The 19,986-nt window shown below is 53.3% G+C and carries 18 protein-coding genes; 10 read left to right on the top strand and 8 right to left on the bottom strand.

All coding sequences use genetic code 11. The features are described 5' to 3' along the window. Positions 1-3: 3 nt before the first annotated feature. Positions 4-750, bottom strand: a complete 747-nt coding sequence (gene dnaQ / locus ACF8D4_RS02270; protein WP_167716245.1) for a DNA polymerase III subunit epsilon — start codon at positions 748-750, stop codon at positions 4-6. A 72-nt stretch (positions 751-822) separates the two neighbouring features. Between dnaQ and rnhA the strand changes: the two genes are divergently transcribed. Beyond that, positions 823-1,299, top strand: a complete 477-nt coding sequence (rnhA, locus tag ACF8D4_RS02265; RefSeq protein WP_025009664.1) for a ribonuclease HI — start codon at positions 823-825, stop codon at positions 1,297-1,299. A gap of 42 nt (positions 1,300-1,341) precedes the next feature. Here the strand turns inward: rnhA and ACF8D4_RS02260 are convergent, their stop codons facing one another. Next, the gene (locus ACF8D4_RS02260; protein WP_028779262.1) at positions 1,342-2,259 is read right to left on the bottom strand and encodes a LysR substrate-binding domain-containing protein; all 918 of its coding nucleotides are present in this window, start codon (positions 2,257-2,259) and stop codon (positions 1,342-1,344) included. Between the two features lie 5 nt (positions 2,260-2,264). Beyond that, positions 2,265-3,008 carry a class I SAM-dependent methyltransferase gene (locus ACF8D4_RS02255; protein WP_208141620.1) on the bottom strand — a complete coding sequence of 248 codons (744 nt, stop codon included), beginning with the start codon at positions 3,006-3,008 and terminating at the stop codon, positions 2,265-2,267. A gap of 116 nt (positions 3,009-3,124) precedes the next feature. On the opposite strand from ACF8D4_RS02255, the gene gloB reads away from it, so the two are divergent. From gloB to ACF8D4_RS02240, 3 genes are all read left to right on the top strand, one after another. Beyond that, positions 3,125-3,937, top strand: coding sequence for a hydroxyacylglutathione hydrolase (gene gloB, locus ACF8D4_RS02250; RefSeq protein ID WP_144130904.1), 813 nt, complete (start codon positions 3,125-3,127; stop codon positions 3,935-3,937). A gap of 274 nt (positions 3,938-4,211) precedes the next feature. After that, positions 4,212-5,744 carry a LysM peptidoglycan-binding domain-containing protein gene (locus ACF8D4_RS02245; protein WP_223828977.1) on the top strand — a complete coding sequence of 511 codons (1,533 nt, stop codon included), beginning with the start codon at positions 4,212-4,214 and terminating at the stop codon, positions 5,742-5,744. A gap of 167 nt (positions 5,745-5,911) precedes the next feature. Further along, positions 5,912-7,462 (top strand): methyl-accepting chemotaxis protein, encoded by a 1,551-nt coding sequence (locus tag ACF8D4_RS02240; RefSeq protein ID WP_392464522.1) that lies wholly within the window; start codon positions 5,912-5,914, stop codon positions 7,460-7,462. A gap of 98 nt (positions 7,463-7,560) precedes the next feature. Here ACF8D4_RS02240 and ACF8D4_RS02235 read toward each other — a convergent pair whose 3' ends face one another. The 3 genes from ACF8D4_RS02235 to ACF8D4_RS02225 are packed head-to-tail and all read right to left on the bottom strand — an operon-like array spanning position 7,561 to position 10,470. Beyond that, positions 7,561-8,103, bottom strand: a complete 543-nt coding sequence (locus ACF8D4_RS02235; RefSeq protein WP_081782881.1) for a BsuPI-related putative proteinase inhibitor — start codon at positions 8,101-8,103, stop codon at positions 7,561-7,563. Next, positions 8,100-9,935, bottom strand: a complete 1,836-nt coding sequence (locus ACF8D4_RS02230; protein ID WP_304716626.1) for an AsmA family protein — start codon at positions 9,933-9,935, stop codon at positions 8,100-8,102. Before ACF8D4_RS02230 ends, ACF8D4_RS02235 begins: the two co-directional genes overlap by 4 nt. 40 nt (positions 9,936-9,975) lie before the next feature. Then, positions 9,976-10,470: a putative 4-hydroxy-4-methyl-2-oxoglutarate aldolase gene (locus ACF8D4_RS02225; protein WP_025009658.1), complete on the bottom strand. Its 495-nt coding sequence runs from the start codon at positions 10,468-10,470 to the stop codon at positions 9,976-9,978. Positions 10,471-10,680: 210 nt separating this feature from the next. Here ACF8D4_RS02225 and ACF8D4_RS02220 point away from each other — a divergent pair, with 210 nt between their 5' ends. The 3 genes from ACF8D4_RS02220 (at position 10,681) to ACF8D4_RS02210 (ending at position 13,677) form a co-directional block, all read left to right on the top strand. Then, a complete protein-coding gene (locus ACF8D4_RS02220) occupies positions 10,681-10,998 on the top strand; it encodes a hypothetical protein (RefSeq protein ID WP_025009657.1) in 318 nt (105 codons plus the stop codon). Between the two features lie 358 nt (positions 10,999-11,356). Continuing rightward, a complete protein-coding gene (locus ACF8D4_RS02215) occupies positions 11,357-12,355 on the top strand; it encodes an ABC transporter substrate-binding protein (RefSeq protein WP_028779269.1) in 999 nt (332 codons plus the stop codon). Further along, positions 12,352-13,677, top strand: coding sequence for a GGDEF domain-containing protein (locus ACF8D4_RS02210; protein ID WP_025888076.1), 1,326 nt, complete (start codon positions 12,352-12,354; stop codon positions 13,675-13,677). The genes ACF8D4_RS02215 and ACF8D4_RS02210 overlap by 4 nt, the downstream gene beginning before the upstream one ends. 31 nt (positions 13,678-13,708) lie before the next feature. On the opposite strand, the gene msrQ is transcribed toward ACF8D4_RS02210, so the two are convergent. Further along, the gene (gene msrQ, locus ACF8D4_RS02205) at positions 13,709-14,323 is read right to left on the bottom strand and encodes a protein-methionine-sulfoxide reductase heme-binding subunit MsrQ (protein WP_044734415.1); all 615 of its coding nucleotides are present in this window, start codon (positions 14,321-14,323) and stop codon (positions 13,709-13,711) included. After that, positions 14,320-15,315, bottom strand: coding sequence for a protein-methionine-sulfoxide reductase catalytic subunit MsrP (gene msrP, locus ACF8D4_RS02200; protein WP_221056207.1), 996 nt, complete (start codon positions 15,313-15,315; stop codon positions 14,320-14,322). Before msrP ends, msrQ begins: the two co-directional genes overlap by 4 nt. A 279-nt stretch (positions 15,316-15,594) precedes the next feature. Here msrP and rmuC point away from each other — a divergent pair, with 279 nt between their 5' ends. The 3 genes from rmuC (at position 15,595) to ACF8D4_RS02185 (ending at position 19,976) form a co-directional block, all read left to right on the top strand. Beyond that, positions 15,595-17,091, top strand: coding sequence for a DNA recombination protein RmuC (gene rmuC, locus ACF8D4_RS02195; RefSeq protein WP_208128114.1), 1,497 nt, complete (start codon positions 15,595-15,597; stop codon positions 17,089-17,091). A 123-nt stretch (positions 17,092-17,214) separates the two neighbouring features. After that, a complete protein-coding gene (locus ACF8D4_RS02190) occupies positions 17,215-19,089 on the top strand; it encodes a transglycosylase SLT domain-containing protein (protein ID WP_190535896.1) in 1,875 nt (624 codons plus the stop codon). Between the two features lie 170 nt (positions 19,090-19,259). Next, the gene (locus ACF8D4_RS02185; protein ID WP_025009651.1) at positions 19,260-19,976 is read left to right on the top strand and encodes an EAL domain-containing protein; all 717 of its coding nucleotides are present in this window, start codon (positions 19,260-19,262) and stop codon (positions 19,974-19,976) included. The last annotated feature ends 10 nt before the right edge of the window (positions 19,977-19,986 follow it).

Genomic DNA, 19,986 nt, shown 5'->3' with positions numbered 1-19,986 from the left:
GCTTCAATCCATAGGTTGTGGCTCGTCGCGCCAGAGGCACTTGCCTGATTTTGCAATTAAATCGAGCCTTTGCTCATGCATATTCAGTTCATCGGCCGATGCGGCGATCACTTTAAGTTTTGCGCGATTGGCATCGAGACGCATGATGCCGCCGGCTTCCTGACCTGCTTGTTCACTGGAGAGGTTGAACTTGGTCTGGCCGCCTGTCATCGCCAGATAAACATCGGCGAGGATCTCGGCATCGAGCAAAGCGCCGTGATACTCGCGGCGGGAGTTGTCTATGTGATAACGCTTACACAGGGCATCCAGATTGTTCTTTTGCCCTGGGTGCAAAAACTTGGCGATGGCCAGGGAGTCGAGGATCTGACAAATATCCGCCGTCACCGGCCCCCTGGGATGGGTCATGGAAAACTCATGATCCATAAAGCTCACGTCAAACGAGGCGTTGTGAGCCACAATCTCCGCCCCTTGAATAAAGGCGATAAAGTCGGAGGCTATTTCATGAAACCTGGGCTCGTTGGCCACTCTCTCATCTGTGATACCGTGAACCGCAATCGCTTCTTCATCAATGGGTTGGCCCGGATTGATATACTGGTGGAAAGTGCGGCCGGTCAAGCGGCGGTTAATGACTTCCACACAGCCGATTTCAATGATTCTGTGGCCTAGATAGACGGGGCCTGCGCCCTGGTTCATACCTGTGGTTTCGGTATCCAGAATGATCTGCCGACTGGCATTCGATATGATATTCATCTATTTTTTGCAGCTTCCTGAGTGAATTTACGGGTATACTCGCCCGCATTTGCCGGATATGGTAACAACTTGATGAGCGAACTGAAACAGATCCAGATATACACCGACGGCTCTTGCCTGGGCAACCCCGGGCCCGGCGGCTATGGTGTTGTCATGCGCTATAAACAGCATACCAAAGAACTCTCCGGTGGCTTTGCCCTGACAACCAACAACCGCATGGAGTTGCTGGCACCTATCATAGCGCTTGAGAGCCTGAAAGAGCCTTGCAAAATCGTGCTGACCAGCGACAGCCAATATATGCGCCAGGGGATCACCCAATGGATCCACGGCTGGAAGAAAAAAGGCTGGGTCACTTCCAACAAGACGCCGGTGAAAAATGTCGATCTCTGGCAGCGACTCGATAAGGCCACGCAACAGCATCAGATAGACTGGCGCTGGGTCAAGGGCCACGCCGGACACCCGGAGAACGAGCGTTGCGACACCCTGGCCCGCGAAGCCGCCGAGGCCAACCCTGCCACAGTCGACCAGGGTTATCAGGCCAGTCTTTAATGGCTACAGTCTTTAGAGGCTTGGTCGTTAGAAGCTTGGTCTCTAATGACTACCTTTGTCCGCGACTGTCTTGAGTTTCAAAAATTTGCCGCAAAAGTCGATAAAGGCCTGCGCCAACGGCGTCAGGCTGTGGCTCTTGTGGCGGATGAGGTAAAACGGCCGCTCGAGCGCCAGTCCCTCCACCTCCACCAACGCCAGCTCTCTGCGAGCCAGCTCTTTATCCAGTGTCAGCTCAGACAAAACCCCAAGCCCGGCGCCCTGTTTCACCGCCTGTTTGATGGCATCCGGAGTTGGAAAACAGAAACGGGCTTCTGGCTGCAGGTCAAGGCGGTTGGCGGCATCGACAAAGTACTCCCGGGTGCCCGAGCCCTCTTCTCTCAATACCCAGGAGAGCCCCTTGAGCTCGCTTGGCGATACCTTGCTTCCCGCCAGCGGGTGCGCCGGATGGCAGAACACCTTGAGACAGTCCTGATGCCAGGGCAATACGGCGATACGACTGTCGAGGCAATAACCTTCAATGAAGCCCAACTCGGCGCGAAACTCGGCCACATCACGGATAACCTTACGGGTATTGTCTATCGCCAAGTCGACCTGAGTCTGAACGTGCTGCTGGCTGAATGCCACCGCTGCCTTGGCCAGCAGAAAATTGCCTATGGTGGAACTGGCGCTGACATTTAGCATACCGGCCAGTTCATGGTTGTTCGGAGTAAAAGCCTGCTCTATGCGCTCGATGCGCTGCAGCACATCGCTGGCCAGAGGCAACAGCAGACTGCCTTGAGAGTTGAGCTGCAAGCGGTTGCCTATACGCTCAAACAAACGGGTATCGAGCTGCTTTTCAAGCTCCGACAGTGCCATGGAGGTGGCCGGCGCAGAGAGGTTAACCCGCTCGGCGGCCTTGGCCACTTGGCCTGTGCGGGCCACGGCTTCAAAAATCATTAACTGTTTCAGGGTAATACGCATTGCAATTATTGCTCTTCTTTAGTGTGGCGCTCCAGTTGCCTGCCGGAGAATCCCGGTGTCGGCGTGGGTTGCCAGCCGGGGATCCGCTGACGACGTTTATCCCCCAAGGGGGTTAACGGCGAATCCAGCTTGCGGGCCACCAATAGATACAGAGAGCCGGTACCCGGCAGCCACTTTTGCTGCCAATGATGCCATATCCTCAAGGGCGCGGCTTCGCTGAGCAGCGAATGGTACAAGAGCCGCTCATCGTGCACCAACTGATACCCCAGAAGCCCCAGCCAGTCCTTGACCCTGGCCGGCATAAAGAAATGGCCGCTCCAGGGTAAAGCCTGCTGAAATCTGGGCAGCAGCTTGCCGAAAAAGGCGCAGCTGAACGGGTTAATCCCGACGATGAAAAGATAACCTCCGCTGACCAGCACCCTGTCGGCTTCACGTAAAATCCGGTAAGGGTTTGCCTCAAACTCCAGTACCAGGTTCATCACCACCGCATCTATGCTGGCCGGAGCCAACGGCAGCGAGGTAAAATCGGCAACTATCGAAGCGCCGTTGCCGGGATAGAGGGAAAACTGATGCCCGACCGGGCAGTTTTTGATCTCGAGTTCGCGGCTTAAGGCCCCCAGGCGCAACAGATGATAACCAAACACTCTGGGCCACCAATTGGCCAGTTTGCTTTCCAGTTCACGTTTGATAGTCTCACCGGCTGGCAAACTGTCCCAGGAGCTGGGTCTGGACTCAGACGAGAGAGGCATAGATACTCCGGTTAAGCCGTTCTAGGCTCAGCTTAATAACGAACCCCCTATACAAGCAAGTATGAGGCTCAGTAAAATTGAAACTGATCCCGTCGACTCAAAGGAGCCTTGAGCTTATGTCCAATGTCAATGTCCCCCTCGCCCGGCCAAAGATAACGCCCATTGCCGCCTTCGATGACAACTATATCTGGGCCATAGTCGCACCCCAAGGTGATTGCTGTTGGGTGGTGGACCCGGGTGATGCCGCGCCCGTGTTGGCTTTTTTGGCGCAAAATAATCTGACGCTGGCCGGGGTACTGATAACTCACCATCACAGCGACCATACCGGCGGTATCCTGGCCTTAAAGGAAGCTTTCGGCTCGCTCCCGGTATACGGGCCTGCCAATCCGGCCATCAAAGGCATTACCCGGGCACTAACCGAGGAAGGCGAATATCGGCTTGAGCCTGGGCAAGGCCGATTTGCTTTAGAGTGTCGACTGTTCAAGGTCCCCGGGCACACGCTGGATCATATCGCCTACTTGATTGGCGATGCCCTCTTTTGCGGCGATACCCTGTTCTGCGCCGGCTGCGGCCGCCTGTTTGAAGGCAGCGCCGAACAGATGTACCACTCCTTGAGTCAGTTTGCGGCCCTTGATGACAACACCAAGGTGTATTGCACCCATGAGTACACCTTGGCCAACCTGCGTTTTGCCAAAGCCGTTGAACCGGATAACCAGGCACTGGCTGACTACCAACTTGCCGCCGAAGCGCTGCGCGAGCAGCAACAACCCACACTCCCCTCCACTATTGGTCGTGAAAAGGCCATCAATCCCTTTATGCGCTGCCAAAAGAACACACTGCAGAACGTACTGGAGGCCCACAGCGGCCACCCCTGCCATGATCCCGTGAGCCGCTTTGCAGTTCTCAGGCAATGGAAAGACAATTTCTGAAAACCGGGTTACAATAAGCCGCTTTTTTGTGTCGTTATTATGACAATGCCAGGCCAAGATAGATTTATCTACTTGTTTTAAATAACAATACTTGGCTTTCAGTAACGGCACTTCTTTTTCACCACGGAAACCAAACCAGGGTAAAAGTACCACCCAAGGTACTATCCCGGGCCAAGGGACCAGGCCTATCCCGGGTTTCCGTTTGATGTGCGTTTGCCTGTCTGTTCAGGCCATCATTCGAGGATTGCTGTTTTTGAAGCAAATCAGATTTTTTATGTTGGCGGGGAGCCTTTCCCTGCTTGGCGGCTGTCAGCTGCTGTCTCAGGCGCCGGAGTCCACTGCCGAAGCGCCGGTCAAGGCCACTCCGGCTCCGGTCATCACTCAGGCTCCACAAGTCATCAGTGAGCCCGAAGTCGCTGTCACAGATGTATGGCAACGGATCCGCAGCCAACTCAACATGCCGGTTCCCGATGAGAAGCTGGTGCGCCAGTACCGCCAGTGGTACATCAATAATCCAAGACACCTGGAGCAGATCTCCGAGCGGGCTGCCCCTTTCATGTATCTGATTGTCGAGCAGATAGAAGAGCGTAAATTGCCGATGGAACTGGCGCTGCTGCCGATAGTGGAAAGTGCCTTCGACCCCTTTGCCTACTCCCATGGTGCAGCCTCCGGGCTGTGGCAGTTTACGGCGCCGATGGCGCTGCATTTTGGCCTGGATATCAACTGGTGGTATGACGGACGCCGCGACGTACCTGCTGCCACGGCTGCAGCGCTGAATATGATGGAATACCTCTACGACAAGACGGGCGAAAACTGGCTCTATGCCATTGCCGCATATAACACAGGCGAAGGTCGGGTGTTGAACGCGGTCAAGCGGAACCGTCAAAAAGGGCAAGCTACCGACTTCTGGTCCCTGTCACTGCCCAAGGAAACCGAGCGTTATGTGCCGCAACTGCTGGCACTGGCCGATGTGATCAAAAACGCCGACAAATACGGCATTAACCTGACACCGATTGCCAACGAGCAGAAACTGGAAGTGGTCGATGTCGGTAGTCAGATAGACTTGGCCTTGGCAGCCCGCCTTGCCGGTATGGAAGTCAATGAACTGCAGCAGTTCAACCCGGGTTTTAATCGCTGGGCTACTGCGCCGGAAGGGCCACACAAATTGGTACTGCCGTTGGACAAGGCCAAAGAGTTTGAAATCGCCCTGGCCAGCACTGAACCCAGCGAGCGCCTCAACTGGCTCAGATACAAGATCCGCAAGGGTGACTCCCTTGGAGTGATAGCCAAGAAACATCATACCAGTATCGATGTGATCCGTTCTGTCAACGGCATCAGTGGCAACAATATTGTCGCCGGCAAGCACCTGTTGATCCCGGTCGCCCTCAAGGATGCATCGGCCTACCCGCTCTCCAAAGAGCAGCGTCTGGGTCAGAATAAGTCCGGCAAGAGCAAACGCAGCTACCAGGTCAAGTCCGGTGACTCCCTGTGGCAGATAGCCAAGGATAATGGTGTCAGTGTCAACGAGCTGGTGAAATGGAACGGTATCTCGGCCAAGACGCCGTTGCGTCCCGGGAAACAGCTGACCATCTGGACTAAAGCCTCTGGCAAATCCCAGAATGCCAACGCCGTAATGCGCACCGTGAAATACAAGGTTCGCTCCGGGGATTCGCTGGCACGAATAGCCAGCAAGTTCAATGTCACTGTGGATGATCTGCTGGAATGGAACCAGCTCAAGGCCAGTAAATACCTGCAACCCGGACAGATGTTGACCCTGTTCGTGGATGTGACCCGAGTCAAGACCTGATAAAAACTCCTACCCAAGCGGCATCTTTGATGCCGCTTTTGATCCTGCTCTAACTTTCACAAGCCGCTTCGGTACAATTGTTAACCATTTGTTCGCTGTCACAAATTTGACGCTCATCTTTGTCGATAATCATCCGCTGAATTAATCCACCCTAAATAAAAACAAAAATGAGCAGAGATTTGTCCATTACCGGCATCGAGACGCCGGTGCCTGAAGGTGCCCGTATTCTATCAACCACAGATCTCAAAGGGCGTATCACCCACATCAATCAGGAATTTGTCGAACTTTGTGGCTTTTCCCATGAAGAGTTGTTGGGCCATGGGCATAACATAGTGCGCCATCCTCATATGCCCAAGGCAGCCTTTGCCGATCTCTGGCAACAGATCAAGAGTGGCAACAGCTGGATGGGCTTGGTAAAAAACCGCCGCAAGGATGGCGGTCACTATTGGGTCAACGCCTACGTCACCCCAATCCGCCGAAAAGGCAAAATAGTTGAATATCAATCAGTGCGAACCAAGGCTACACCAGAACTGATTGCCAGAGCCGAGGCCTGCTACCGGGCCATCAGTCAGGGAAAATCAGTACTGCCACGCGTTAAACTCGACCTGACAACCAAACTGGCGCTATGCTGGGGTACATCACTGCTATCCTTGGTGCCACTGCCCTGGCTAAGTGGTCTCTGGCAATTTGTGCCTGTCTGCACCGCGGCAACTTTGATGGGCTGGAGCCTTTTCAGACTCAAACAGAGGTTAAATAATGTCAGTCAACTCAGCCGCGGAGTACAGAATAATCCACTGATGCAGGCTATTTACTGCAACAGCACAGATGAACTCGCCGAGCTGGAATTGAGTCTGAGAATGCAGCAGGCCGAGATATTCGCCATCACAGGGCGGATAAAAGACAGCGGTGAGATCCTCGATAACAGTTTGAGTGCCCATCAGGCCGCCGTCGATGCCAACTACCGTGAACTGGCACAGCAAACCGGCGCGCTCAAACAGCAAGGTGATGCCATCAACGAACTCAAAGGTGCCGTGGCAGAGATTGCCGAAACTTCCGCCGACACCGCCAACGAGGTCACTGAGCTTGAGCAAAGTAACCGGCAAACACTCGAAGCCCTGGCCGCCAGCCGCGCAGCCAACAGTGAAATCACCGCTCTGCTTACCAAGGTGGAGGCTCAACTGCTGGCGCTGGATAAACGCTGCAGCAGCATTAACACCGTGCTGGAAGTGATAGAGCAACTATCTGATCAGACCAACCTGCTGGCACTCAATGCTGCAATCGAAGCGGCCCGGGCCGGTGAAGCCGGCTGCGGATTTGCCGTGGTGGCCGATGAGGTACGTAACCTGGCAATGCGCTCCGGTGAATCCGCCGGTGAAATACATCAAATTATTGCCGAGCTCAGTCTGCAAAGTCGGCAGACTGTGACCGAGATGGAGCGCAGCCAGCAACTGACCAAAGAAAGTCTGCAACTGGAGCAAAAGTTGGCGCAGCGGTTGGATGAAGCCACCAGTGCCCTGGGCCGAATTGCCGCACACAGCCAGCAAATCGCCGTTGCCACGGAGCAGCAAGCCTGTGTGGTTGAGCAGTTGCACCGCCACTCAGAGCAGTTGCAACAAGGGGTTGGCAGCCTGACCAGCAACAGTGAAGCCGCAAGCCATCACGGCGAAGAGTTGACCCGCCAAAGTGAGCGGCAAAAGGAACTGATAGCCCAGTTTTAACGCGCTATACCGCCCGTTACAGCTTGGTCAAAAACTAAGTATCCCAATAAAAAAGTCAGGATTAACCTGACTTTTTTATTCCAACCTAGATAAGCGCCTTAACGCCTCGCCACCGGCACTTCCAGCATGGCCATAGCCGCCAACTTGGACTCCAGAGGTTTGCCTTCAAAGCGGGCCTGGAAGCTGTATCCCTCAGGGCCAATTCGCTCAAGTGTCTTGGCCGGTACCTTGAACATCACTTTCAGCGTCTGTCCCGGCTTGATACTGGTATCTCTGATAGCCTGAGTAAACATCATTTCATCCGACCAGGCCCAGACTCGCTGTTCCTTATCATCCACCAACCAGAGATCCGCCGTCATCCCTGAGTTAAAGCGGATCCCAACCACATGTTCGCTCGGGTTACGGATCTCCAGCATCGCCTGCAGCGGCTGCTTATTGACTACTTCTGCAAACGTCAATTTACCCTCAAGCAAGGCAGCTGTCGGCGCTTTTTTGATGGTACCAAAGTGCAGTGTCGGCATTCTGAGTTCCTCCATCCCAGTCGGGGTCTTTTGAGGCACAGGCTCAGTAGTTGCAGCATTGGAGCCACTGCAACCTGCGAGTGCCAAGACCGCCAGCAAAGGCAAAACGGCACGCATCATTTACCTCCTCCGAGTTTCTTGAAGATGCTGTCTTTAAGCTTGTCTTTCACCTTCTCGGTTTCTTCCTTGAGTTTGGAATCAAACAGCGCCTGGGTATCGAGTGCAAACTTGGGTTCCTGGAATGAACCGGAAATCATCAGCGGAATTTCAACACCGGCCAGATCATTCTTGCCTTCACCGCCTTGGCCCTTGAGGCTGCCGACCACTGAGGTTTTCAGCTTATAGTCCAGTTGCTCACTGATAAGGTTGGCACTACCGGCACCCGCCAAGCGAATGAGTGGTGAGGCCATCGCCAGATCCGGGTTATTGGCCACACCATTTTTCAGACTGAAACTGCCGGTCAGGCTGGAGAAGTCTGTCTTGCGTTCGCCCTCTTCCTGAGCCGACAAATCACCTTTTAGCTTGGCCTGGGCACTGCGGATCATATGAGGGATATTCACGCCGTAAAGGGCACCGTCACTGATTTCAAACTTGCCGTTGGCGTCCAGGTTTTGCTTGATGTTATCCGGAATTAGGCTCTTGCCTTTACCTTTGACATTAAAAGCGGTGGCACCGGCAAGAATTTCCAAATCGGCCGCATCCTTGAGCAAAGGTTGAATTTTGACGCCACTGAGCTGAGTATCAAAATTGTAGCTGGCGACCTTGTTGCGACCGTCAAGCTGTGCCTTGGTCATCAGTTTGCCCTGATACAAGTCAGCGCTGAGCTGCTTCATATCCAGCACGCCATTGTTCAGAGCCAGATCCATTTTCCAGTTTTCAGTGGTCAAGCCGGCAACCTTAATGGCCTTAACAGTAAGATCCATGGCGAAGTTGACCTGCTTCATCGCACTCAAGTCCGGTTCACTGCCGGCCTTGGCGACCGTTGCCGACTCAGTGGTTTTGGCTGCGGCTTTATCTTCCTCACCGGCGGGCAGTAACTTGTCGAGGTCAATTTCCCCCAGTGCCAACTTGGCTTTTACATCCGGTACCTTGCCGCCGAAAGCCACTTTGAGATCCCCTTTGCCTTCGATATCGGCCACCTTGAGACTGCTCAATACCAGCTCGGCGTTTTGACGGTTGAGATCCAATTTCACATCGGCATTCAGCTCGGCGCTCAACTTGCCGCCGGGCATACTCTTGCCTTCAACGCGATTTTCAATGGCAAAGCCGGTGATCTCCAACTGCTTCATGTCCGCTGAAATCTTCAATTGCCCTTTACCCTCGCTGGCAATTTTCATGTCCGGCATGCTGCCGCTGAACTTATAAGCCAGAGGGGCAAATTTACCCAGCGAAAACTCGCCCAGGGTCAGGGACTCAAGCACAAAGGTTTGGTCACTGCCACTGCGCTTGTCGAGCAGATGAATTTGGGTATTGGTAATATTGATGCCACCGATATTGAGACTGGCCAGCCCCTGAGCGTTGCCTTCGGTATTCTTGGGTTGCTCTTTGGCCGTACCGGCATCGCCGCTGAGGCCATCGAGACTGTTGCGACCATCCTTCTGGGTAATGAGCTCCAATTTCAAGCCATCGAGGTTTAACTGGGCAATTTCCACTTCTTTACGAAACAGCGGCATCAGAGCAACTTCAGCGACAACCTGATTGACTGCCAACATCTGTTTCTCGTCGAAACCATCCGGGTTACTCAGGCTGATACCGCCCAATTCAATTCCCAGAGTCGGGAAAAAAGTCCAGTTGAGATCCTGACTGATGACCAATTCACGCCCTGTCTGTTTTTTTACCGCATCGACTATTTGGGGTTTAAAGTCGTTGGGATCAAACAACAAGGTCAAATACAGAACCAGACCGAGAAACAATACCGCGAAAATACCCAGTATCCACTTAACCACTTTCATAATAGTTTCCTTGTTCAACGATAAGGACAAAGGCGCTTGTTCAACTGATAAAGGCCATATTCAAGGGATTTTGGCTGACGGCGATGCCATTATCATCGGCATAGAGCATCATGCCGGGAGTTATCTGCACATCGCCAATGGAAAGCGCACAGTTGATTTCTCCAGCCCCCTTACGCTCGGTTTTAATAGGTACCGCCGCCAGGGCCTTTACCCCAAGCTGCATGGTCGCCAAGGTGGCAACATCGCGCACGGCGCCATAAATCACGACTCCCTGCCAACCATGGTCAACTGCGCTTTGGGCAATAAGGTCTCCCATCAGGGCCTTGGATGTAGAGGCGCCACCGTCCACCAACAGCACTTTACCCGTGCCATCAGTAGCCAACAGCTGTTTCACCATGGAATTATCCTCGAAACACCTGACGGTTACGACTTCGCCCCAAAAAATAGACTTGCCACCAAACTGGTGAAAAACAGATGGCAGCAACATGAGATCATTTTCATAATGATCAAAGAGATCCGGTAACAAATCCAGCATATAGGCCTCCGTGCAAATACTGCTTTCTAGGTTAACGCCCTTATCCTGCCACCACAAGTTTCATGATAGCAAAACAGGCATCTCCTACGCTGTGCAGTGAAATGCTTGAGTAAGTTCGGAAATATACTATAAACTACTACAAGTGACAGCTTTACGATCCCTTTATCCTGTCCACTCTTTCGGGCAAAACTTCGTTTTAAGTGAACATACATGACAAAAGATCTCGATTTGCAGAGTGCTATTGCGGCGCTCGATGCATATGGATATGAAAAAAAACACTCAACGGATCTTGAGCAAGCCAGAAACAAACAACAAATGACCCGTTATTTGAAGTCTTTGGACTATAGCCTCAGGCGTCTGAAGCTTCTGCAGGAAGCGGTCAATGAATTGGTCGAAGAAACGCAGAACGACTTGCATAAACAAGAGCAAGTCCAAACCTTCAAGACCAAGGTCATCAATTTATCCCGCGAACTCAATATGTCCTACGATGAAGTATTGGTCTATATGGCCAATCAAGGCGGTAAGTAAGTCCTATAGGGAAGTGAGTTCTGTATCGATTGCAATATAGTTCGATATACCAGAGAGGCGCAGACAATATCTGCGCCTCTCTTTTTATAACAATGATATAAACCCTTTCTGTCCAACAACTGTTTATTCCATCTTTTAAATTTCATTCCGTTATTGAAAGTTTCTGGTGCCTAACAAAAAGCAATAAGTATCCGCTCAAATCCCCAACCTATTATTCGTCCGGATTATTCCAAATAATCCCATGAAAATTATGAGGCTTTATAGCGCACCCTCTTGTTTGCACTACACTTAGGTACAAACGGCCCAGTTTGAAAAGATAAGGGCTCAAAGCTGTGACGAATGGAGGGCAGCAACCACTATGGGAAAGATGCTAGTGCCTTTGGCTCTGCTGCTACTCTTGTTTATCTGGCTCAGCGGGCCCAGGCAACCAACCTCCCCTGTTTTACTCAATCAGACCCCGGTTCGCATCGCCGTGTCCACCTCGCTGCTTTCAGCCCCTGTCATCATTGCCGATAAGCTCGAACTCTTTGCCCGCGAAGGCGTCTATGTGGTGCTGCAACCACTTCAAGGTGGCGATCTTTGTTTCGAGGCCCTGCTCTATCACAGGGCGGATCTGGCCACCAGCTCAGAGTCAGTGGTGATGTTCAACAGCTTTGAGCGAACCGACTTTACCGTGCTGGCCAGCTTTGCCGAATCGGATAACGACATTAAGCTATTAACCCTGAGCCAGAGCGGTATCACTACCCCGGCGCAACTGGATGGCAAACGCGTTGGAGTCGTTGCCGGCAGTGCCAGCGAGTACTTTCTCGATACCATACTGAATATTGCCGGACACCCAGCCTTGGCGCCAGTTAGGGTGGATATCCGCCCGTCTGGCTTGGCACCGGCGCTGTTGGCTGGCGATGTGGATGCGATTTCAGTTTGGGAGCCCTACGGATTTCAGTTGCTCAAGCATCAACCGGGCAAGATAAGCGAGTTCCCCAGCCGGGGATTATATAGCCTTTCTTTCAATCTCATCAGTCGCAAGGCCGACAACCAAGCGTACTACGAACATCATGTGCGGATCCTCAAGGCGTTGAAACTCGCCAGTGAATTTATTGTTCTGCACCCGCAGGAAGCCCGTCAACTGGTTGCCGAGTATCTGCACCTGCCAACAGAGGAGGTTGCCGCCCTCTGGCCCGACTACCTGTTCCGTCTGTCGCTGGGTAACAGCCTGCTCAGTAATCTGCAGTCACAAGCCCGCTGGGCCATGGCCAGCGGCACCATTGAAGCCCGGCAGCTACCGGATTTCAGAAGCGTCATAGATCCCACTGCATTGGATCAGATACAACACATGTCTTTGGTGGAGCAGCAATGAAGCTATCCAGCCGCCTCAATATTCTGGTCATTCTCTGCATCACCCTGACGCTGGTACTGGCGCTGTCACTGCTGCAACAGCGCCATTTTTCCCAGCAGACATTCCAGCAGATGCACAAACTGGTGGAGCTGCAACTGCATCTGGATCTGCTGCGCTCCAACTTGTGGCTGCTGCAGCAATACCGGGATACCCGGGCAGTTGAAAATACCCAGCGGGATCTGCTGCGCCTCAACGCCCTCTTGAGTAACACTCAGGTCGATGATGAGCAGCAACAGCAGCTATTGGCCAATTTAAAACGCCAGAGCAGCAACATCAGTACCCTGCTGGAGCATTCCCTGCCCAAGCTGTCGCTGATAGCAGATGATCAGTTGGTCAGCAGCATGTTGCTGTCCAGATACAATATGAGCATTCAATCCATGAGCGAAGATCTGTTTCGCTTTCAACACTACACCATGGACAGAGCCCGTATACTGCAGCTCAGTCATCTCTATCTCAACGGCGCCCTGCTGCTGGCCATTGCCCTGTTGGTGACAGGCTTTACCCTGCATACTCTGAGGCGTTTTCGGCGCCACTTGGGCAGTTTGAAACGCGGCATTCGCGATCTGGCCAAAGGCGATCTTCACAGCCGTATCAGGTTGGAACAACAGGATGAACTCTCGGAGCTGGCCAATGAATTCAACAATATGAAACAGGCATTGATGGAAACTACAGCCCGAAAGGAGCAGTTACAGCTGGAAGTGGAGGCGCAAACCCGTCAGTTGCAGCAGCAACAGGATAGATTAAGATATTTGGCGGATCATGACGATCTCACCGGCGCACTCAATCGCGGTGCCGCCACCACCGAGCTGGAAAACGCCATAGTACGTTGCCAACGTCAACAGCTTAAAGCGGCGCTGCTGTTTATCGATCTGGATAAATTCAAACCCATTAACGACAACTTTGGCCACAGCGCCGGTGACACAGTGCTGGTGGAAATCGCCAAAAGGCTGCGAGAGACCTTAAGACGCTCGGATTTGGTGGCCCGTATCGGCGGCGATGAATTTATCATCTGGCTGGAGCCGATAAATAGCCGCGAAGAAGTCTGTGCCGTGTTGGAAAAGATTCATGCCTTGGGTGCCGATATCCCCTGGCAAGGGCAACAACTGCAAGTCGGCCTGAGTACCGGCATCAGTCTCTATCCTGAGCATGGCGACACCTTGGCCGAACTCATCGGCGCTGCCGACAGTGCCATGTACCAGGCCAAGCAGGCACAACCTCAGGCTTCCATGGAACTGGCACTAAAGAAGCGCTACAGCTTTGCCTCACCCAGTGCCGATGCCTGACTATGCTTGCCCGGCCACACACGCCTGAACTTCAAACTGCCGGCCAAAGGCGCCTAAACCAGTTGAATCTCGGCAGTCTTATCGCCAACAACAGCAACATGGCAGCAAGGTAAAGACTGGGCTCAATGATTTCAGACTTCACCGACCAGTAATAATGCACAGGTACCAACAGGGCTATGGCATAGATACTGTAATGCAGTTGCTGCCAACGTCGCCCCATCCGGCGCTGCAATGCCTTGAACGAGGTCAGCGCCAGCGCAGCAAGCAACAACCAAGCGCTGGCCCCCACCAAAATATAGGGACGCTTGATAATTTCACTGAGTAGCAGCTCCCAGGCAAACAGCAGATCCAGGCTGAAATAGCTGAGAATATGTAAACAGGCCCAGGCAAATACCCAGAGTCCGAGCAAACGCCGGGTCTGCATCAACAACCCCAGTTTGAATTTTCTGGCAACTGGCGATACCAACAAGGTGGCCACCAAGGCGTTGAGTGCCCCTTTGCCGGTGAAATGGATAATATACTGCACAGGATCGCCACCGGCACTGTCTGTCACCACTTGCAGAGCCAAATAAAGCAGTGGCAAACCGGCCGCCAGATGCAGCAACGCCTTTAACCAAGGCAGTAGCTTGGGATCTAAGCGCATCAATAATATTTCCTTAAATCCAGATCCCGGTAAAGATGGGCTACCTGCTCGCCATAACCGTTGAACATCTGGGTAGGGATCCTTTTGGCAGAGAAGATCCCACCTTCGGCAATCCGCCGCTCTGTCGCCTGTGACCAACGCGGGTGATCCACCTTGGGGTTCACATTGGCATAAAAACCATATTCATGGGGTGCCAGCTGATTCCAACTGGTCGGCGGCTGTTTATCCAAAAGCCTAATTTTCACGATAGATTTAATGCTCTTGAAACCGTATTTCCAGGGCACCACCAAACGCACGGGAGCCCCATTTTGCGGTGGCAGTGTCTTGCCATAGAGGCCCACCGACAGGAAGCTTAACTCGTTCATCGCCTCATCGAGTCTTAATCCCTCCACATAGGGATAATGAATGCCGCCGCCCATCAAGCGATTGCGTTGCCCCGGCATCTGCTCGGGATCAAACAGGGTTTCAAAGGCCACATGAGTTGCAGAGGATTTAACTCCGGCCTTGGCCAGCAAAGCCGCCAGCGGAAAGCCGACCCAGGGGATCACCATGGACCAGGCCTCGACACAGCGCAAACGATAGTGGCGCTCCTCCAGAGGAAGCAACTTGAGCAGATCGTCATAATCCAGCATCAAAGGGCGCTCGACCTCGCCTTCCACTTTCAGCATCCAGGGATTGACCTTGAGGTCCTGACTGTTTTCGAAGGGATCTTGTTTACCTGTGCCAAACTCGTAGAAGTTGTTATGGCGGATCACCTTGTCAAGGGGTGTCAGGCTTCCCGGTAATTGAAAGTTCGGGTTGCTGCGATAGTTGAGATTTGAGGTCACAAATGCCTCGCTCTCGCGCTTTTCACCAAAAAGGTCAAACAGGCCTGCCTGAACATGGCCGGGAATACTGGCACCTATGGCGCCGAGCCCCAACGCCTTGACTATGTTGCGTCGATCGCGAAACACGGCTTCCGGCGTGACTTCTGTTGCCGGCAACTCCCAGGGCATTTGCCTGCCGATACCCTGGTTAAATTTTTTATTGCTCACAGAGACCTCTCAATAGCTGCAGTCAATTCAGTTTATAAGACCCAGGCAGGCAAAGAAAAATTTCTTGCTGGAATAATTCCTGCGGCTCCATTGGCTGAACCTTGGCTGACAAGGGGTACAAAATGGGCAACTCTTGGCCATTTATCCTGAGTCTGCATGCCCTGGGCCTTGAAGGCCCTGACTCATTCTGCGACTCTATCCGGGTTTTCCGCTCATCTTTTTGCACTCAAGGGACATGATATGGACTTGGCCACCACAATTTCCGCGCCTCAACTCATTGCCGCCGCAGCCGTATTACTGCTGGGTATCTTGCTTGGCGCCCTCTTTAATCAGCGCATGACCCGCGGCCGCTGGCAACAGATCAAAGACCAGTTGGTGCTGCAACATGAACAAAGATGCAGCGAACTCAACGAACAACTCAGCAGCAGCCAGGGAAAAGCCGAATGGCTGGTGTCCCAGCTCGGCAAGGCAGAGGCCATTGCCGAGCGGGTGCCCGACCTTGAACAGCAACTCAAGGATGCTCAGCGCAAGCAGTTGGAAACTCAGCTTAACCTGTCAAAGTCCAATGCCATGCAGCAGACAATCAGCGCCCGCTTCGACGCCGAGCAACAGGCGCTCAACGATAAGATTGAACTGCTTGAACGCAGTGAAGCCCGCCTGAAAGAGCAATTTGAAAACCTGGCCAACAAAATTTTTGAAGACAGAAGCGAAAGGCTAAAATCCCAAAATCTATCGCAGCTGGATGGTGTTCTTGGGCCGCTGAAGCAACAACTCGAAGGATTTAGAAGACAGATTCATGAATCCTATTCACAGGAGCGGAGTGAACGTTCCTCACTGAAACACCAGCTGGAAGATCTCAAGCAGCTCAACCTGCGCATGAGCCAGGATGCGGTCAACCTCACCAAGGCGCTCAAAGGCGACAACAAGCAGCAAGGCAACTGGGGGGAAGTGATCCTGGAGCGGGTGCTGCAGGAAAGTGGCCTCAGACAAGGGCACGAGTATGACGTGCAGCAGGATCTGAAAAATGATGCCGGCAAGCGCTTTAAACCCGATGTCATCGTCCACCTGCCGGCCAACAAGGATGTAGTGATAGATGCCAAGATGTCACTGCTAGCCTATGAGCGCTACTACAATGCCGAAACCGATGAAGAGCGCTCCTTGGCGCTGCGTGAACATATCAACTCTATCCGCGGTCATATCAAAGGCCTGAGTCAAAAGGACTACCAGCAACTGCACGGCATCAAGAGCCTGGATTATGTGCTGATGTTTATTCCGGTGGAACCCGCCTTCCTGCTGGCGCTGGAACAAGAGCCGCAGTTGGTTAATTTTGCGCTCGAAAACAACATCATGCTCGTCAGCCCAACCAATCTTTTGGTGGCACTGCGCACCATCAATAACATCTGGCGCTACGAGTATCAGAACCAACATGCACAGAGGATCGCCAGGCAAGCCGGAAAAATTTACGATAAACTCTGTGGCTATCTGGAAGATATGGACAAACTCGGGCGCGCGCTGGACAATGCAGAGAAGTGTTTCAACGGCGCCATGAATAAGCTGGCTACCGGCAGGGGTAACCTTGTCCGCCAGGCTCACCAGATGCAACAGTTGGGCGTTGAAACCAGTAAACAACTGGATAAACAGTTGCTTGAAAAGGCGATGACAGAGACTTCCTTGCCGACAGACCAGGAGGTTGATGCCATAGAGGATACAGAGCCGGACAGCGAACTGGCTTCCTGAGCTCAACCCCGCTCTCAAGTGAACCAGGCCATCAACAAGGAGTTTTAGATGCGCAGAGCCTTGACCCGAATCGCCCTCGCCGGCAGCGTTGCCTTGAGTGCATTGGCAGTATCCACTCCCTGGATGCTGTTTCCCGGGATAGGCCATGCGGCCAAGGCACCTGCCGCTTTGGAGCAACAACGCCAAAGCTACCTAAAGGCCAGAGAAGCGCTGGATAAGGGCCAACTTGAGGAGTATCGCAAGCTCAGGGCCCAACTCAAGGATTACCCACTCAATATCTATCTGGATTTTCACGCCGAGCTGGATGACATAATGGCGCTTTCTGGCTCAAAGGCGCTAAAGGCACTGGACAAGTTTGAGCATTCACCCTTGCACGCCAGTGCCCGCCACAGGTACCTGGTGCAAGCCGGTGCCGACAAACGCTGGCAAGACTTTCTGGCCATTTCCCCGGAACTTCCCCGAGCCACAGAGCTGCAATGCTATTTTTACCGGGCCAAGCTTGGCCAGGGTGAGACTCAGGTCGCCTGGGATGGCGCTCGCCAACTCTGGCTCTATGGTCGCTCCCGTCCCAAGGAGTGCGATCCCCTGTTCAATGCCTGGAGCAAGGCCGGGCACCGCACTCAGGAATTGATTTGGTCGCGGATGATGCTGGCCTTTGATGCCGGCCAAAGCGGCCTGTTGCAGTATCTGGGGCGTAAAGTGACTCAGCATCAGAGCCAGGCCAAGCTGCTGCAGGCGGTATACAAAGATCCCAATCGCCTCAGGCACATGAATCAGTTTGATGGCGATGCCCCCATCTACAGCGATATAGTGTCCGCCGGGCTTAAGCGCCTGGCCCGCAAAGATCTGCGTCAGGCAGTTCGCCTGTACGTCAAGTATGAAAAAGCCGGCAGATTCAGCGATTTCCAAGGGCGACAACTCAACCGTTATCTGGTCAGGCGAGCGCTTATCGTCGAGGACGAGGGGCTTAGAGATCATATCGACACCATGCTGCCGCTGCTCAAGGCCGACGATCTGACCGAGCGCCGTCTGCGCTGGGCTATTGCCGAGCAAAATGACGCCGATATCCGCCGTTTTCTGCCGCTGCTCAGCGACGAAGGCCGCAACGATGCCCGCTGGCGCTACTGGCACCTGAGGGTCAATGGCCGGGACGATGCCATGCTCGAAGCACTCAGCAAAGAGCGTAATTTCTATGGTTTCTGGGCCGCCGCCGAACTCGGTGTCGCCCCTAACCTGGCGCATGTGCCGACTCAATCCCAGGCGCAAATGCAGGCAAGACTCGCCGATGACAAGGCGCTGGCGCGGGTATCTGAACTGCTGGCGCTGGATAAACTGGTCGATGCCCGCATCGAATGGAGCCAAATGCTCGCCCGCCACAACAAGCAGATGCGCGCCCAGTACGGAGTCTACGCTCAGCAGCAAGGTTGGGACGCGCTGGCGGTTGAAGCCAGTATTCAGGCCCGGCTATGGAATGATATGGAGATGCGCTTTCCCTATGCAGCAGACCCTTTCTTTACCCGGGCAGGCAAAGACTTCAAGGTCAATGTCAATGAAATTCGCGCAATCTCCCGCCGCGAAAGCGCCTTCTACCCTTATGCGACTTCGTCAGTGGGCGCCAGAGGCCTGATGCAACTGATGCCGGCCACCGCCAAGCAAACCGCAAAAGAGTTCAAACTGACGTTCAACGGCAGTCGTAGTTTGTACGACCCGGCCATCAATGTGCCACTCGGTAGCGCCTACTACACCAAGCTACTGGAACAGTTTGACAACAACCGGGTGCTGGCCGTTGCCGCTTACAATGCTGGCCCTCACAGGGTAAAGCGTTGGTTGAAGCAGAGCGATGGCAAACTGGATGTGATGAGCTTTATCGAAACCATCCCCTTCAGTGAAACCCGCTCCTATGTGCAGGCCGTATTCACCTACCGGCAGATTTATGAGCTGCGTCAACAACAGGCGCTGCCACAATTCAGTGAAACAGAGCTTGGCCGCCGCTATTGAAGCGGCGGTGAATTGGCACTGAGTCAATTTCCCAACGCTTTGATATTAAAGCGCTTGTTCCTCGCTGTATTTTTCAGCGCTCGGTACTTTAGTGGGGTAAATGGGCTTGTTATCCCACGGCTATAATGGGAATAATTAGCATTCATTTAGCTAACTCCGTTGATGACTGCATGGATCTTTCTCCTCCGCGGCACATTGCCTGCGAATATCAGCCACTTGTTTGTCCCCGGACCCTGACCATTCAGGGCTATGAGGCCCTGGCCCGCTTTTACAATCAAGAGGGAAAGGCGCTGGCGCCCAATCTGGTATTCGACTGGCTGCACAGAGACAGCCGCGCCCTGGCGGCGGTAGAACTGCAAGCCAAGCTGTTGCAACTCAATCAGGCGCCTAAAACGCCAAGGCTGCACCTGAATCTGGATCCCCACGCGCTGGACAGCGCCAACTGTCAATGCATGATGCAGGCGCTGGACAAATATCAGCAGCAAACCGGAGGCTTGACGGTAGAGCTGATAGAAAACACCTGTGTCAATGACGCCGATAAAGCCCAGGCACTACTCAAGGAACTGCACCGCCGCGGGATTACCGTGGCACTCGATGATGTCGGTGCTCCCCATGCCATGGTGTCGCTGCAACTGCTGACTGCCATCGACTGCATCAAGCTCGACCGTCACTGGCTGAGTGCCATCAAGGCACCGCTCATGGCTAAGCTTTTGGAAAATCTGCTTAATTTTGCCAAGTCCTGCCAAAAAATAACTATACTCGAAGGAATTGAAACCGAGCAGCACCTGTCTCAGGCACTGGCTTTGGATGTGGATTTAGTGCAAGGTTTCTATTTCAGACCTCAGTTCATCCAGACGGAGCCGGAACTGATTTCAGTGACCATCTAACAAGGAAGCC

It is taken from the genome of Shewanella sp. YQ_9 (assembly GCF_043103185.1).
Classification (GTDB): Bacteria; Pseudomonadota; Gammaproteobacteria; order Enterobacterales; family Shewanellaceae; genus Shewanella; species Shewanella algae.
This window is presented reverse-complemented; position numbering and strand designations above follow the sequence as displayed.

Coding starts and splice junctions, on each gene's coding strand:
- dnaQ (WP_167716245.1), bottom strand. CDS start 750: ATGAATATCATATCGAATGCCAGTCGGCAGATCATTCTGGATACCGAA.
- rnhA (WP_025009664.1), top strand. CDS start 823: ATGAGCGAACTGAAACAGATCCAGATATACACCGACGGCTCTTGCCTG.
- ACF8D4_RS02260 (WP_028779262.1), bottom strand. CDS start 2,259: ATGCGTATTACCCTGAAACAGTTAATGATTTTTGAAGCCGTGGCCCGC.
- ACF8D4_RS02255 (WP_208141620.1), bottom strand. CDS start 3,008: ATGCCTCTCTCGTCTGAGTCCAGACCCAGCTCCTGGGACAGTTTGCCA.
- gloB (WP_144130904.1), top strand. CDS start 3,125: ATGTCCAATGTCAATGTCCCCCTCGCCCGGCCAAAGATAACGCCCATT.
- ACF8D4_RS02245 (WP_223828977.1), top strand. CDS start 4,212: ATGTTGGCGGGGAGCCTTTCCCTGCTTGGCGGCTGTCAGCTGCTGTCT.
- ACF8D4_RS02240 (WP_392464522.1), top strand. CDS start 5,912: ATGAGCAGAGATTTGTCCATTACCGGCATCGAGACGCCGGTGCCTGAA.
- ACF8D4_RS02235 (WP_081782881.1), bottom strand. CDS start 8,103: ATGATGCGTGCCGTTTTGCCTTTGCTGGCGGTCTTGGCACTCGCAGGT.
- ACF8D4_RS02230 (WP_304716626.1), bottom strand. CDS start 9,935: ATGAAAGTGGTTAAGTGGATACTGGGTATTTTCGCGGTATTGTTTCTC.
- ACF8D4_RS02225 (WP_025009658.1), bottom strand. CDS start 10,470: ATGCTGGATTTGTTACCGGATCTCTTTGATCATTATGAAAATGATCTC.
- ACF8D4_RS02220 (WP_025009657.1), top strand. CDS start 10,681: ATGACAAAAGATCTCGATTTGCAGAGTGCTATTGCGGCGCTCGATGCA.
- ACF8D4_RS02215 (WP_028779269.1), top strand. CDS start 11,357: ATGGGAAAGATGCTAGTGCCTTTGGCTCTGCTGCTACTCTTGTTTATC.
- ACF8D4_RS02210 (WP_025888076.1), top strand. CDS start 12,352: ATGAAGCTATCCAGCCGCCTCAATATTCTGGTCATTCTCTGCATCACC.
- msrP (WP_221056207.1), bottom strand. CDS start 15,315: ATGCCCTGGGAGTTGCCGGCAACAGAAGTCACGCCGGAAGCCGTGTTT.
- rmuC (WP_208128114.1), top strand. CDS start 15,595: ATGGACTTGGCCACCACAATTTCCGCGCCTCAACTCATTGCCGCCGCA.
- ACF8D4_RS02190 (WP_190535896.1), top strand. CDS start 17,215: ATGCTGTTTCCCGGGATAGGCCATGCGGCCAAGGCACCTGCCGCTTTG.
- ACF8D4_RS02185 (WP_025009651.1), top strand. CDS start 19,260: ATGGATCTTTCTCCTCCGCGGCACATTGCCTGCGAATATCAGCCACTT.